The 14404-nt window shown below is 43.0% G+C and carries 16 protein-coding genes and 2 pseudogenes; 8 read left to right on the forward strand and 10 right to left on the reverse strand.

Going from position 1 to position 14404, the window contains the following annotated elements:
• Positions 1-109: 109 nt before the first annotated feature.
• The 6 genes and pseudogenes from HXY43_RS09885 to HXY43_RS09910 form a co-directional block, all read right to left on the reverse strand.
• Positions 110-3097, reverse strand: coding sequence for a TonB-dependent siderophore receptor (locus HXY43_RS09885; protein WP_290882821.1), 2988 nt, complete (start codon positions 3095-3097; stop codon positions 110-112).
• A gap of 227 nt (positions 3098-3324) precedes the next feature.
• A pseudogene (locus HXY43_RS09890) lies at positions 3325-3468 on the reverse strand (transposase); the annotation flags it as partial.
• Positions 3398-3595 (reverse strand): hypothetical protein, encoded by a 198-nt coding sequence (locus HXY43_RS09895; RefSeq protein ID WP_290882823.1) that lies wholly within the window; start codon positions 3593-3595, stop codon positions 3398-3400. The gene HXY43_RS09895 and the pseudogene HXY43_RS09890, both read right to left, overlap by 71 nt.
• Positions 3596-3836: 241 nt before the next feature.
• Positions 3837-4646, reverse strand: coding sequence for an ABC transporter ATP-binding protein (locus HXY43_RS09900; RefSeq protein ID WP_290882825.1), 810 nt, complete (start codon positions 4644-4646; stop codon positions 3837-3839).
• Positions 4647-4676: 30 nt separating this feature from the next.
• Positions 4677-5087, reverse strand: a pseudogene (locus HXY43_RS09905) (FecCD family ABC transporter permease); the annotation flags it as partial.
• Positions 5088-5428: 341 nt separating this feature from the next.
• Positions 5429-5686, reverse strand: a complete 258-nt coding sequence (locus HXY43_RS09910; RefSeq protein ID WP_290882828.1) for a transposase domain-containing protein — start codon at positions 5684-5686, stop codon at positions 5429-5431.
• Positions 5687-5851: 165 nt separating this feature from the next.
• Between HXY43_RS09910 and HXY43_RS09915 the strand changes: the two genes are divergently transcribed.
• The 3 genes from HXY43_RS09915 (at position 5852) to HXY43_RS09925 (ending at position 7339) form a co-directional block, all read left to right on the forward strand.
• Positions 5852-6349, forward strand: a complete 498-nt coding sequence (locus tag HXY43_RS09915) for a hypothetical protein (RefSeq protein ID WP_290882831.1) — start codon at positions 5852-5854, stop codon at positions 6347-6349.
• Positions 6350-6358: 9 nt separating this feature from the next.
• A complete protein-coding gene (locus HXY43_RS09920) occupies positions 6359-6793 on the forward strand; it encodes a hypothetical protein (RefSeq protein WP_290882833.1) in 435 nt (144 codons plus the stop codon).
• 228 nt (positions 6794-7021) lie between these two features.
• Positions 7022-7339: an ABC transporter permease gene (locus tag HXY43_RS09925; protein WP_290882835.1), complete on the forward strand. Its 318-nt coding sequence runs from the start codon at positions 7022-7024 to the stop codon at positions 7337-7339.
• Positions 7340-7532: 193 nt separating this feature from the next.
• On the opposite strand, the gene HXY43_RS09930 is transcribed toward HXY43_RS09925, so the two are convergent.
• On the reverse strand, positions 7533-7886 hold the full coding sequence (locus tag HXY43_RS09930; RefSeq protein WP_026735850.1) for a Rieske (2Fe-2S) protein: 354 nt from the start codon (positions 7884-7886) through the stop codon (positions 7533-7535).
• 151 nt (positions 7887-8037) lie between these two features.
• Between HXY43_RS09930 and HXY43_RS09935 the strand changes: the two genes are divergently transcribed.
• The 4 genes from HXY43_RS09935 (at position 8038) to HXY43_RS09950 (ending at position 10482) form a co-directional block, all read left to right on the forward strand.
• Positions 8038-8952, forward strand: coding sequence for a phosphorylase (locus HXY43_RS09935; RefSeq protein ID WP_290882838.1), 915 nt, complete (start codon positions 8038-8040; stop codon positions 8950-8952).
• 313 nt (positions 8953-9265) lie between these two features.
• Positions 9266-9703, forward strand: a complete 438-nt coding sequence (locus tag HXY43_RS09940; RefSeq protein WP_331280981.1) for a hypothetical protein — start codon at positions 9266-9268, stop codon at positions 9701-9703.
• 324 nt (positions 9704-10027) lie between these two features.
• The gene (locus HXY43_RS09945) at positions 10028-10225 is read left to right on the forward strand and encodes a DUF2281 domain-containing protein (RefSeq protein ID WP_035140329.1); all 198 of its coding nucleotides are present in this window, start codon (positions 10028-10030) and stop codon (positions 10223-10225) included.
• Positions 10222-10482, forward strand: a complete 261-nt coding sequence (locus tag HXY43_RS09950; RefSeq protein WP_290882842.1) for a type II toxin-antitoxin system RelE/ParE family toxin — start codon at positions 10222-10224, stop codon at positions 10480-10482. The genes HXY43_RS09945 and HXY43_RS09950 overlap by 4 nt, the downstream gene beginning before the upstream one ends.
• 121 nt (positions 10483-10603) lie before the next feature.
• Here HXY43_RS09950 and HXY43_RS09955 read toward each other — a convergent pair whose 3' ends face one another.
• The 3 genes from HXY43_RS09955 to HXY43_RS09965 all read right to left on the reverse strand — a co-directional run bounded on the left by HXY43_RS09955 (position 10604) and on the right by HXY43_RS09965 (position 12267).
• Positions 10604-10825, reverse strand: a complete 222-nt coding sequence (locus HXY43_RS09955) for a YgiT-type zinc finger protein (protein ID WP_035140328.1) — start codon at positions 10823-10825, stop codon at positions 10604-10606.
• Positions 10826-10846: 21 nt separating this feature from the next.
• Positions 10847-11671: a zinc-dependent peptidase gene (locus HXY43_RS09960; RefSeq protein WP_290882847.1), complete on the reverse strand. Its 825-nt coding sequence runs from the start codon at positions 11669-11671 to the stop codon at positions 10847-10849.
• Between the two features lie 386 nt (positions 11672-12057).
• On the reverse strand, positions 12058-12267 hold the full coding sequence (locus HXY43_RS09965; protein ID WP_290882850.1) for a helix-turn-helix transcriptional regulator: 210 nt from the start codon (positions 12265-12267) through the stop codon (positions 12058-12060).
• 564 nt (positions 12268-12831) lie between these two features.
• Between HXY43_RS09965 and ilvA the strand changes: the two genes are divergently transcribed.
• A complete protein-coding gene (ilvA, locus tag HXY43_RS09975) occupies positions 12832-14343 on the forward strand; it encodes a threonine ammonia-lyase, biosynthetic (RefSeq protein ID WP_290882945.1) in 1512 nt (503 codons plus the stop codon).
• The last annotated feature ends 61 nt before the right edge of the window (positions 14344-14404 follow it).

The following is a 14404-nucleotide window of genomic DNA, read 5'->3' on the forward strand; positions in this document are numbered from 1 at the left end:
AACGCACTGCTATGGATAACAATTATATGGTTCAGGTTCTCAATTGTTTTTTCATTAGCAACACTTTAGATTCTTCTGATTCCTTGTGTCAAGCCTGATTGAGATGCTCTTACCCTGATCGATTACCAACAGGAATAGAGTTATCCTTGGTTACTTCAGCATCCGTATAAGTATAGGAACCAATTACTCTCCAACCGGGCAAAATCTCACCTGCGATATCCAACTCAATTCCTTGACTGCGCTGTTCCCCAGTCTGAACGGAGAAACCTTGAGCAGCCAGTATCGGATCGGGATCGGGTGTTATCACATTTGTCTTTGTCAGATGATAGGCGGCTAAGGTGGTCGAAAGCCTTCCGTCTAGAAAATCTGCTTTTACCCCAACTTCGTATTGAGTTCCCGTTGTTGGCTTAAAATTTCTTGCTCCATCCGCTTGAAGTGCAAAGGTAGACGGTTTAAAGGAGCGACTGTAGCTAGCGTAAAGAGAAACTGCTTTGCTGGGCTGATATACCAGACCAATCCGGGGGCTAAAAGCACTATCATTTAGCTGCGTCTTCTCAACTCCTGTGCCTTCAGATTCATCGGACACCCAATCATAGCGACCACCAATCAGGAGCTTCAGGTTATCACTCAATGCAATTTGATCCTGAAGGTAAACCCCATATGATTGAGCCGTCAATTTGTCCGTCCTGGGGCTTGAATTGATAAAGCTAGGTGTTGGAACATCATAATTTGGGTTGAGGATATCGAGATCGGGCAGACTACTGATGTCATAATCAAAGATCTCTGCATCATAGATATAGCGATTCGCATCAAAACCCACTAAAACTTGGTGCGAAATCGATCCGGTGTTAAATTTCCCCAACAGGTCGATCTGTCCAAAATAGTTGCTTTCTTTGGCGTCTCTCTGTTCACCAGTACCATTGGAGAAGACCAAGAAACGATCGTCCCGTACTTCACCAAAACTAACTCCGTTTCGTCCATAGCGATCAAACTTTATCGCAAGACTATTACGAAGCTGCAAGTTGTCGCTAAAGCTATGTTTGAGCGTGTATCCCAATTTCTGCGTCTCAAACGTTGTATCGGTTGTGTCAGGGTAGCTCGAAAAGAAGTTCCGAGGGGTTAAGAAACTACCATCCGGACGCACGATCGCATTACTAAAAAACGGAGGATTTCCAGCAAAACGGCTATATTCATAGTACAGATTCAGGTTAGTACGCTCGCTAAAGTTCACTGTGATGGAGGGTGCAACTGAAACCTGGTCGCCGTTGACAAACTCTTGAAAACCGTCTGAAACTTCATAGCCCGCAATTAAGCGGTAAAGCACTTTTTTATCAGTGGTCAAGGGACCCGAGAAATCAATGATGGATTGGTAGAAATTACGATTTCCTGCCTGAAATTCGAGCCTGTAATAGGGATCGCTTAAAGGCTGCCGAGTAACAGTGTTGACAATTCCACCCGGCTCTAGGGAGCCAAAGAGAACTGAGGCGGGACCTTTGAGGACTTCCACTTGCTCAATCGTTCCAATTGGATCTAACGTATAGAACTCATTGCCCTGAGGAAGCCCGTTGCGGAAATTTCCGATTTGTGTAAATCCTCTGATGATTCTACCACCACCAATTGCACCGACCACATCTTGAGAACCCGTAACGCCACTGACCGTTTCCAGTGCCTCGTTTAAATTTCTCACATCCCGATCTTCAATCACCTGTCGTGGTACAATCTGAATCGATTGGGGGATGTCGCGTATTGGTGTGTCGGTTCTGGTGGCAGTTGACGCATCTGGTACGTTATACCCATCTTGCTCACCCGTTACCACCAACTCTATCGGCTCATCTTCCTGCGCTGCTGGTTGCTGTTGCGGTGTCTGGTTTTCTGGCTTCTGTTCGGCTTGCGGCGTTTGGGGTTGCTGCGGTGGCTGCGTTGCCGTTGCAGCAGGTATCACCCCAAAAACCAGACCTGCATCATCATCAAATAACTCAACTGTGGGCAAAGCCTTCTCACCTACCACCGTTACTCGCACAGTATTGGCATTAATATTTGTAACTATTATTTCAGCAATTTCCGCAGTGGGTTTTTCGGAACGAAATGTAAAAGCCTCGCCCGATGGTAAACGCAACTGCCCACCAAATACATCGGCAATAAAATTATTACCCGTGCTGCGATTTGTGACTTGCAGTTGAGTTCCAAGAGGGGTCTCTAAAATCACCTCCACACCTTTGTCTGTGGGACTTGCCTTAACTCCCGTGATTGGTACAACTTGATCCCCACTTGTTTGTTCTGAATTAGGAGGGTTAGTTGGTGTTGGTGGTGCAGGGAGTGCTGGCTTTTCTTGAGCCTGTGGTGTTTGGGGTTGTTGTGGTGGAGAAGTCGCCGTTGCGATAGTACTTATACCAAAAACCAGCCCTGCATTATCATCAAATAACTCAACTGTGGGCAAAGTCTTCTCACCTACCACCGTCACTCGCACAGTATTGGCATCAATATTCGTAACTGTTACCTGAGTAATTCCCTCAAGCGGTTTATCCGAACGAAATGCGAAAGCCTTGCCCGACGGTAAACGCAATTGCCCGCCAGATACATCTGCAATAAAATTATTACCGGTACTGCGATTTGTGACTTGCAGTTGAGTCCCCTGAGGGGTCTCTAAAATCACCTCTACACCTTTGTCTGTGGGATTTGTCTTAACTCCCGTGATTAGTACAACTTGATCCCCATTTCTTTGTTCCGGATTAGGGGAGTTGGTTGGTGTTGGTGTCTGTACCAGCATTCTGGCGGTATTAGCGCTCAGTTCGATTTCGCTCAGTTGGGGAATGTTTTTACTTGCTTGATCCGACTTTGCTGTTTGTGGTGAACTTGCAATTTGAGACTCTTTGAGTCGGTTTTTTCTGGAACGAAAGAGATCAACTAGGGATTTGGCGATCGCAAATTCTTTATCTATAACTGTAACTTTCTCATCTAATGTAGATTTCCCTACCGTCGCGGTAGAAGATTCGCCTTGAATATCTTCTCGTACTTCCTCACCTTTTGCAGGAGTAGTGATAAAAACAATAACCGCACCTGTCAGCAGCAGGCTTTGAAACAATTTATCTAACTTCATTTATCCGCTTACACTCAATCACACTACTTGGTTGTATCTGAACACACAATCACGCTCTTTGAAAAAAATTATCATTTAGATTAAGTTAGTTGAATCAAATCATATGATGAAGTGATGTAAAATACAAGATAATTAATAATTTTTTTCATTTAGCTCTCATCGTTCGCGTAATCCAAATTGGAAATAATTAAGAGGATGTTTGGAAATACGGAGAAGGTCAAAAAGAGTCAAGCCAGCCTCCGTAGCATCAGTCGAATCATGGCAATATGAATAAACGCTTCAGAAGAGGCAGGCAGTCTCTCATAATCGACATTGAGACGACGACACCAATGGAGCCAACCATAGGTGCGTTCCACCATCCAAAGCTTGGGGAATTCCTTGCATCACAGCCATCAGATCAACGCTGCGAGGTCTACCAGTGGAGGCGGCTGGTGGGAAGAGGGATGCCAGCACCTCGTACTGTTCCAACGTCAGTGTACTGCTGTAAGGTATAGTCATATTGCTTCCTGGAGGGTTGTCTCGATTTGTTCTTTGATTCAACCTAAGCTCTAGGAAGCTTTTTTGCACTCGTGTGTTAATTGCTACTTTTTAAACATCCTCTAAAGGCGCCAGCAAGGATTACATTACTTTGTGTCAGTGGCGAAAAACAGAAGATAATAACCTGAATGTCAGTTGAAATTTTATATACTACAAAATGTCTTATCAAGCAATATCTCTAGTAGACATCGAATCATGAATTTCATTCAAGTTGTTTGTAATTTCCTTTACCCTTGCGTCCTATCGGCACACACATCGGCGTCCCCACAACTGGATCGGGAATAATACGACACTCCAACTCAAAAACCTCTTGAACCATTTGCTGAGTCATCACCAGTTTTGGTTCCCCAGCAGCAAAAATGCGACCATCTTTGACAGCAACCAGATAATCAGCATAACGACATGCCTGATTTAAATCATGCAGTACCATCACAATTGTTCGTCCCTGAGTTTGGTTCAATTCATACAACAAATCTAAAATTTCGATCTGATGCGCCAAATCCAAAAAAGTAGTCGGTTCATCTAAAAGTAAAATATCTGTATCTTGCGCCAGCGCCATTGCAATCCATGCTCGCTGTCGTTGTCCACCAGACAAAGTATCGAGTTCTCGCTCCGCCAACTCTAGCAAATTTGTAATATCTAGCGCCTGTTGCACAATCTTCTCATCTTTTGCCGACCACTGCTGCAACCAATTTTGATAAGGATAACGCCCTTGTGCCACCAAATCTCGTACCGTTAACCCTTCCGGTGCTACTGGACCTTGTGGCAAAATACCTAACTGCTGCGCTACTTGTTTGGTGGAAAGCTTTAAAATAGACGTACCATCGAGGTACACCGTACCACCACGAGGTTTGAGTAATCTCGCCAGACCTCGTAACAAAGTTGATTTACCACAACCATTGGCGCCAACTAAAGCGCTAATTTGTCCAGTGGGAATTGCCAAATTCAGGTCACGAATAATCGTAGCACCATCGTAAGCTAAAGACAGACTTTTGGTTGACAGTCCTTTCATAAGTGATATTTCCCATTATTATTTTTGCGGTTACGAACTTAATAAATAAAGAAAATAAGGAGCGCTGACAGCAGCAGTCACTACCCCACAAGGAATTTTGATCTGTGCAAACAGTACTCGTCCCAACAAATCCGCTACCACAACAATCACTCCACCCAACAGTGCAGAGGTAGGAATCAAGCCTTCATGGGTTGCACTTACCATCTGTCGTCCTAAATGGGGTGTGATTAAACCGACAAAACCAATATTTCCAGCGGTGGTGACTCCCGCACCCGCTAAGGCTACACCTACCAGCACCAGTAAACCACGTTGCCACTCCACTCGACTACCTAGACTTTTAGCGACATCATCTCCCAAATTCAAAGCGTTCAAATGCCTGGATAATGTCAACGCCATTGGTATAAAAATAACCAACCAAGGCAAGAAGAAAAATACTTGCTCACTCGTAATAACAAGTCCCAGAACCAGACCAAATAAGGCTGACATTGGTGGCTTTTTCAATCCTCTAGGTGAGACTGTGGTCGCTTTTATCATTATCTTGCTGTACTACACTCTACTGGTTATTTGTTTTTTTAATTGGCACTCTCAATAGTTAATGGCTTTCTAATCGTCAAGTTGATAATCTTTATTGATAAGTTTATATACACATTACACGATCATGTAGCTATTTCGTCATTTTTCAGAAGGAACAAAGGATGGGGTTTAAGCTTTGATATAATTTCTCAACAAAGTGATATTGTTAGATTAACCTGAATCCGTACTCAATACTTCTCGGTTAAGAATTAAGCAGTATTGAGAATAAAAAAAGTGAGTGGTTGACGTATTGCTATGACCAGACACACTACCAATCCAGAGGGTAATTTCCGCGTCCGCTCTTCTCCACTGTCCGTCTCTGATAGAGTTTCTCTAATCACGGACGGCGAAATGACTGTTTCTATCGCTTTGAATATTAACTCTGTTAAGAGCGTTGGCGCGATCAAGGAGAAATCTTTTAGCAGCACCAGTTTTTCCCATCGCACTTCTTGGTGAACAATTATCACTTTACCTTGCTTTTGTTCTTAACCGAGAAGTATTGAGGCCAATATATATTTGATAGGGCTGGGCATTTTATTTTTTGGAACACTCTAATCAGAGAGTTAATTCTCATTGACGAAGTCAAAGGACTACGTAAAATAATACGTATAGACAAGATTGCGGCTCAAATTATGGCTATGGAAGCTATGAACACCATATACTCAGATGAATTGATTACAGCCACTGAGTTAAATCGTCAACCCGGACGTGTTTTGGATAAAGCATTAGAGCATCCGGTAACGATTACTCGTAATGACCAATCTTTTGCCTTACTGCCTCGTGAAAATGTAGCGGCCTTTGTGAAAGCTGCTCAACGTAGTAAAGAAATTGTTGAGCTTTTAAGTACGGCTTTCCGTTTATTGCTAAAGCAAAAAATTGGAACTGAGCATCCTTATGGTTGGCTTATTGTATTTGATGAAGAGGAACTAAATGAATTTATTAATGAGGTAACACAGGCGTATCGTTTGGTTGATTTATATGAAAAAGCTTGGGATGAGTTAGATGCAATTATCCATGAATGGTATGAGAGCGCTTTAGCAATATCTAATCCCGAATTAAGAGCTGCTTTTAGTCAAATTTCGGATGAGGAAATAGCATTGTCTCAACCTCAAAGTCAAAACGTTGCTTGAGTGTTTGATATGTCAGAAAATACCCCAAAAGAAATCATAGAAAATATAGAGCCGCCAGAGGTAAAACTGACGGCTCCTCAATTATCTAAAACATCTGAACCATCTGAGACATCTCAAACACCTGAGATCAAGGAGACAACTGAGATAACTGAGACAGAAAACACTTGGTTAGTGGTAGCTAAAAATCGTCGGGTTCTTCGAGATTGGGAAGCATTAATGCAGCGCCATCCTGAAAATACCAGCCATTGTTATCACGATTTACGTACAGCACCAACAACTAGACAACCAGGACGTGTTTTCCCGTTAAAAGGTAAAAAGTATAAAGGGGTGTGGGAATACGAGGTGACTAAAGGAGATAGAGTATTTTACATTCCCGATGAAGACCAGTTGAAAGTAGTTGTTTTTTACGCTGGAAAACACATTCAACCCGCACCAACACCCTAAATCACTTAACTTATTGTTGGCTTCAAGCAGGCGATCGGTCTATTTGGCGGATTTTTTTATTTGAGCAATAAATAATGGTGTGTATATTTAACCGCTATCTTCTTGGGATATTTCAAGAAGATAAATTATGGTGCAGTTTAATCCCAGTTGTGTAATAAAAATTGCTTTTGTCTTCAGTATTAGTGTTCAGCGATCGCACTCTGTTTGGGTTCATCTAACAAAATCGCATTGCTCCCGGCGCTGCTGACTCTGGGTGCAACCCGTTGGGAAGCCGCACATCAAACTATTAAAGAAGCCCTCAGAACAGGAATGATTCCGACTATTAATTCGATGATGGTGATGGGATTAGTCAGCCTACCAGGAATGATGACTGGTCAAATTCTCGCTGGGGCAAATCCTAGTGATGCTATCCGCTACCAGATTGTGATTATCTTTGCACAGGCAGCAGGAGTGGCGATCGCGACAATGGGTGTTGTCATCCTAGCTTTTCTTGTTTTGTTTAATCGAAATCACCAGCTCACAAATTTATTACGTAAGCTTGGTTAGCTGGATTTTTGATACCCTGTTTTTGGTTCTAGTTGCAATTAAAAACTCAAAACTCTCTTCTGCCTTCTGCCTGAGCCTAACGAAAAATATTTATGTTGGGCTACTTTCCCTCCTTGAGCAAGCGATCGCCCTTGAAAATTTGCATACCACTTTCACGGTTGGCGATCGCTTGCTGTACATATGTAAGGATTAACTATTCTACATCAATCCAGATATTTCCTTCTTCCACACGAATAGGAAAAACTGATAGTGGCTTCTCTCGTGAGACTACACTCATTGCCTTACCAATAACAGGGGGCCAAGCGATCCACTCTTTGGCTTCACCAGTGCGGAGGTCAAAAGCACTGCGATGCCAAGGACAAACAATCGCCCCATCTTCGGTGATTTTACCTTTTTTTAGAGATAATTTCAGATGAGGACAGGCGTTTTCTACCGCATAAAGCTGGCCTTCGTGATTCACAACCAAGATACTCCTGCTGCCAACTTTCACTACTTGTCGCGCACCAGGAGAAAGTGCATCAGCTGAAAGAACCTGTGTCCAACTCATAAGGATTTCCTCTCTTGATTAGCCAGTTTTTAGCAAAGCAGTGCGGCAATTCGACGTTTGCCTGAATAGCTGAAGTATGGATAAAAAAATAGTCAGTAATTTTGTATTCTACAATTAACAGGCTATAGATTTAAGCCTCAAAAATAAAGACATGGCACAGGGAAAAATATTGCTCAAGGCTGGCACTTTCTGGACAAAAATTAAGGAGCAGACAGAACATGCTCGGCAATGCGGCGCACTGGTGTCAATACCAACGGAATCTGAATTTGTAGAACAGCAGGGTGTTTGCTTCCTGGTGCGGATTGCGTCTAACTTAGTTCGTAAAGACGAAGCTAAGCGCGATCAACAAAAACAAAGCGCCGCTTGTAAAGGAGATTTCAATCCCTTTCTTCCCTACGAACAAGATTTATTTGTGGCAGATATTTCTGATACCCATGTATGTATATTGAACAAATACAACGTTGCTGATTATCACCTGCTACTGATTACCCGTGCCTTTGAAGAACAAGAAAGCTTGCTTACCCTAGAAGATTTTGCCGCTATGTGGGCATGTATTGCCCAATTCGATGGTTTGACATTTTACAACTCTGGAAAGATTGCTGGTGCTAGTCAGCGACACAAACACTTGCAACTTGTGCCACTACCGCTCACACCCACTGGAGTGCAGCTACCGATTGAACCTTTATTAAAATCTGCCCAATTTCATAATTCAATTGCAACTATACCAGAATTTCCTTTTTTACATGCTTTCACAACTCTAGATTCACTTTGGAAGGAATCTCCATTTTCTGCCGCCGCCGCAACACTAGAGTGCTATCATTCTCTGCTGCGGGCAGTAGGCTTAGAAGATAATCAACAATCTAGGGCTTATAATCTTTTAGTGACACGAGAATGGATGTTGCTTGTGCCGCGATCGCAAGAGTGTTTCGAGTCTATACCAGTGAACTCCTTGGGATTTGCCGGTACTATGTTTGTGCGAAACGAGCAGCAAATGCAGATTCTCAAACAATATGGACCAATGAGTGTGCTGAAAAATGTTGCTGTGCCAAATTGCGAGATACAATAGCATTTCTACTGATTTAAACGATGAGACGATATAGAAAGAGCCACTCAGTAAACAGCAGATTTTTAAACGGGCGTTGCTGAATTTGGTCATGAATTATGCGTGCATACATTTTTGTAGTTCGATGCCAAATCATTGTAGAGACGTAGCAATGCTACGTCTCTACATACCCGTGAATTGTAAATTCATATCTTGATTCAGCAACGCCTTTAAACGAATAGATAAACTAGCTCAAGCCAGAGGAATTAAATCTAGTGAATGAATCAATCTGAATTTTGGAGAGTCGCTGTGCGATCGCGTCCTCAAGGACTGGCGAGTGGCTAAGCGTACTGAATTCAAACAGCAAATAAAGGAAGTGCTAGACCGATTCATTGAGGGATTTGAGTCTACACAAGCATCTACACTCGATATCTACACCACTTTCAAACAGGGAAAAACAATTATGAACTATGAAAAGCCAATAAAGAGAAATCCCCAAGAAACGGAGCCTAGACAATATAAACCCAGACCTCGAATAGAAGAAGAAGGGGAACCACAACCTTGTCAGCACCTTCGCCTTTTGGACTGTAACAAGCCAGTTAGCAGAGCTATCCTTGAATGCTATCACTGTCACGAAGGGCTATTGTGCGAATACAAAAATGTCTTACCAGTCCAAGATATTGATGTTCGCTGCCCCACCTGTGGCAAAATTGCGATCAAGTTGGTAGGACAAGAGGTGCTTTCAACAACGGTAATTCCCTCGCCTTGGAGGTAAGTGTAAACCACAATCTCAACACACAAACGACAAAGTTCTACTATGCTGTACTGATACAAAGAAGTTAGTAAAGATAACTCTTTTCTCCTGAGTCCACCTGCTTGATGCGGGTGGTCTTTATCTTTTGTTTATAAATAGCCTCTGAAATTTTATTCAATATGGCGATCGCATAACTTACAGTACTTGCGATCGCCACCTAGGAAGGCTGTGTGTCATTGCACTTGTCACGCCTCAACTTTGCGATAATCGAAATTAGATTGTTTTTGAAGTGTGATGTTTTATGTATTGACTTGGGCGTGAAATCTGATGGAGATAGAACGAATCATGAATGCAAAACAAAAAATCATTGAGGAGATAGAAAACGCGCCAGAGGAAATTGTCTCTGAAGTGTTGGACTTTTTACTGTTTTTGAAAGCCAAAGAAGATAAAGAAGATTTAGAGGATGCAAAAGCAGCATTAGAAGAAGCCGTAACGGTAGGTACAGTATCCTTGGACGAACTTAAAAGGGAGTTGGGTTTGTGAGTTACCAAGTAGAACTTGCACCAGCTGCGGTCAGACAAGTGAAAAAATTACCTGCCGATATTCAACAAAAAGTAGTAGCAAAATTAGAGGAACTCGCAGTTAACCCGCGTCCGGATGGCGTAGTAAAGCTGGAGGGGGCAGAAGATTTATACAGAGTCAGATTAAGTTGTTATCGGATTGTGTACCAAATTCAAGATGACCTATTGTTGGTGACTGTAGTCAAAGTGAAGCACCGTAGAGATGTTTATCGGTCTTAGAAAGCTAAAATTTTCTTCAATATGGCGATCGCATTTACTCAAGACTACATAAAAGGGCGATCGCTTTGTTTGTTCAAGCTTGCGATTACAGCCCTCCAGTACAGCTTTCTACAGATTTGTACTAGGCAGCAAAGTCGTATACTGGTGTTTCAACAAAACGTACAGGCTCTTGTTGGTTGAGAATAATCTGCTGTAAGCGTTCTACTGTAGATGGAGAGAAAAACTGTTCTCCAGTTTCTGGATTAACTCGCGCAGGTACATTTTCAATCAAGTAAAATTTGCCATTAACCTCTAGAGTGTAGGTTACTTTTTGCTCTATTAGCGTTTCATTCCAATCACTCATCCTATCAACCAATCTAAATATCTAAACCCATTGCACCGGATCTAATTGATAGTAGCGTTGCAGTAGCTCATAAAGTGACGGATGCTGCTTCAGCAACTGCTGCGGTTTCTCAAAGAATGTCTCAGTCGCCACAGCAAAAAATTCTGCGGGATTAGTTGCACCATAATTATCTATGACGCTTTTAATACCTCGTTGAACATCACTACAAAGTTGTTGATATTCTTCTGTCATCACCCTAGCCCAGATGGGATAATCTGATTTTCGTGGCAAAATCGGAACACCCTCGGCTTTACCATCTTCTTGATCTAACTGATGGGCGAATTCATGCAGAATAACGTTATGTCCATCACTCCAGTTGCGAGTATCTTGTTGTACCTGCTCCCAAGACAATATCACTTGGTCTTTGCTCCATGATTCCCCCAATCTTGCTACGCGCCTTTCTTCGACAACATAATCCCCAGTGGCGACAGTTTCATTAACAATATAAATACTTGGGTAAATCAAAATTGAACGAAGTTTAGGAAAGTATTCTCCTCGCTCATTCAGCAAGAGTAAACAGGCGACAGCAGCAATAGTTAGTTTCATTTCTTCTGTCACTTGCAATCCTTTACAGCCGATGAATTGTTTTTCCGCTAAAAAGACTTGAATATGTCCCTGAAGCCGTCTGCGTTCATCGGGAGAAAGACGGGGATAAATAGGAAAATTATTCTCAATAATGGCGTTCCAAAGTGGAGGAAAAGGGCGATGTTTAAAACGGTTTCTTCGCTGTTTAGTTAGGATGGGACTAACTAAAATCCCAGTGATAATTAGCCCAATAATGAGAAAAACAATAATTGTTTCGACCATTGATTTTTACAGCTTTCCGCTGTCTGATTGACTGATAGGGCTTTTTGATGACCTCAAATTGGTAAGATGCGATCGCTTTCTTTTTTAAGTTTAGTAATATCAGCTTCGCGCTTGTAATTTGCGTATTCATCAAAAGTCGGCGGGAAACTCTGTTCCCTCGTGCACAGAGGCCTCTTTACCCGACGACTTGGGGAATTGGGAATTGGGAATTGGGGAAGGTGGGGCCCCCTCTGGGGATAAGGGGTAATGGGGATTGGGAATAGGTGAAAATTATGAATGATGAATGCGATTGGGCTAAAAATTTCATAATTCATAATTCATAATTCATAATTTTTGTGCCCCATGCCCCACGCCGCCCATCAGGGAGACAGCGGGGGCAATTTGCATTATTTGAAACCCTTTTCTGTTTCTGGTTCAAATAAATCAGCCAAATCTTCAACATTGCGCTTTGTGATTTCGCAAAGCTTGACTGTCTGCCTTAAGGTGAGGCGTGGTACATGAATTCCCCTTTCCCAGTTGGAAACTGTTTGATCGGTAACACCTACTGCATCCGCTATTTGCTTTTGCGTAAGTCCTAGCGACTCTCTTAATGTCATAAAACTTTTGCCCGAATCCATCGACACAAATTCCTACTACAAAAAATTAATACAATATTGATTGACTTCTACAATATAACTTGATTTAATAGAAATAGAGAAGGCGGTTCCAAGAGTCCAAGCCTAAAACCGCCTCTCTATTCCAAAACAGAAGTTAAGGATATATCAATGATGCCACAAGCAACCCTCGAACTAAAACCCCTGCTTTGCCAAACACCCACAAGAGGCTTGATAAATTTAGCTTACGTTCGCCAAGTTCGATTTCGGAAAGTTCATTTCAACATGTCTTGGCAATTTACCTGCGAGATTGTTTGGAGTAACGGCGACAGGGAAACTTTTTTTAGGAAAGATGCTCAAGCGTTAGCGAAGCTCCTCCGACAGGAGGCTCGCCCAAGCAGTTGGAAAAATTACACAAAAAATAGAGCAGGCGTGATGCAACACAAGATTCCCGACTTCTTCAAGGAAGTCGGGAATTTGACGCTCAATCTAACCATATCTGCAAAACAGGTACACAAGTGCCGTAAAATTATCCTCTATCCGGCATCTATCAACTTGTTAATGCCCATGCTTTGTGACTATCTGGTACAAATTCTGACTGCCCGCGTATATGATGTTGCCCAAGAAACACCACTGGAGTATGCCCCAAATCTTTCTGCACGACTGAATAATAAACTCCTGCTGAAGCGCGAGGATATGCAGTCAGTATTTTCCTTTAAGCTGCGTGGTGCTTATAACAAGATGGCAAACCTACCCCCGGATTTACTGGCACAGGGTGTAATTGCTGCATCTGCTGGCAACCATGCTCAAGGAGTTGCCCTTGGTGCCCGGCAGTTAGGAACACGAGCGATTATCGTTATGCCTGTAACCACACCCCAAGTTAAGGTGGATGCAGTCAGATCCAGGGGAGGAGAGGTAGTGTTGCATGGGGATACCTACGATGATGCTTATGCTTACGCCCGTCAATTGGAAGCAGAAAAGGGCTTAACTTTTATTCACCCTTTTGACGATCCGGAGGTGATTGCGGGACAGGGAACCATCGGCATGGAAATTTTGCGCCAATACCAGCAACCCATCCATGCGATTTTTGTAGCGATTGGTGGTGGTGGATTGATCTCTGGGATTGCGGCATACGTGAAGCGGTTGCGTCCAGAAATCAAGATTATTGGCGTTGAGCCTGTAGATGCCGATGCCATGCATCAATCTCTAAAAGCAGGACAGCGAGTGCGATTGTCCCAGGTGGGCTTATTTGCTGACGGTGTAGCGGTGCGGGAAGTGGGTGAAGAGACTTTTCGCTTGTGCCAGCAATATGTAGATGATATCATTCTCGTTGATACGGATGATACCTGTGCCGCGATTAAAGATGTATTTGAAGATACACGATCTATTTTAGAACCTGCGGGGGCACTGGCGATCGCAGGTGCCAAAGCCTATGTAGAGCGGGAGCAAATCGAAGGGCAAACGTTAATTGCCGTAGCCTGTGGTGCCAATATGAACTTCGATCGCCTCCGGTTTGTGGCAGAACGGGCAGAGTTGGGCGAACGCCGCGAAGCCATCTTTGCAGTCACAATTCCTGAAGAGGCTGGTAGTCTCCGCAAGTTTTGCCAATGCATGGGCAAACGCAACTTGACTGAGTTTAACTATCGCATTGCCGATGAAAAAGAGGCACATATTTTTGTGGGCGTGCAAATAGAAAAACGTGCCGACAGGGCAAATATGGTTGCAACTTTTGAAGAGTGTGGCTTCAAAACTATTGACTTAACCGATGACGAATTAACGAAATTACACCTGCGGCACATGGTTGGCGGACATTCCCCCCTTGCCCACAATGAATTGCTTTACCGTTTCGAGTTTCCCGAACGTCCCGGCGCATTGATGAAGTTTGTAGATTCCATGAGTCCGAATTGGAATATCAGCATGTTCCACTATCGCAACAATGGTGCAGACTACGGGCGAATTGTCGTTGGGATACAAGTTCCCCCTCACGAGATGGAAGAGTGGCAAGTATTTTTAGATGCACTTGGCTATCGCTATTGGGATGAAAACAAGAATCCAGCGTATAAGCTGTTTTTGGGATAGTGCGATACTCCTGCTTGGTGAATTATTAAATATGTAGTTAAAAAAAAGTAAAAAATAACAT

This window comes from Fischerella sp., from assembly GCF_013388695.1.
GTDB lineage: Bacteria > Cyanobacteriota > Cyanobacteriia > Cyanobacteriales > Nostocaceae > PCC9605.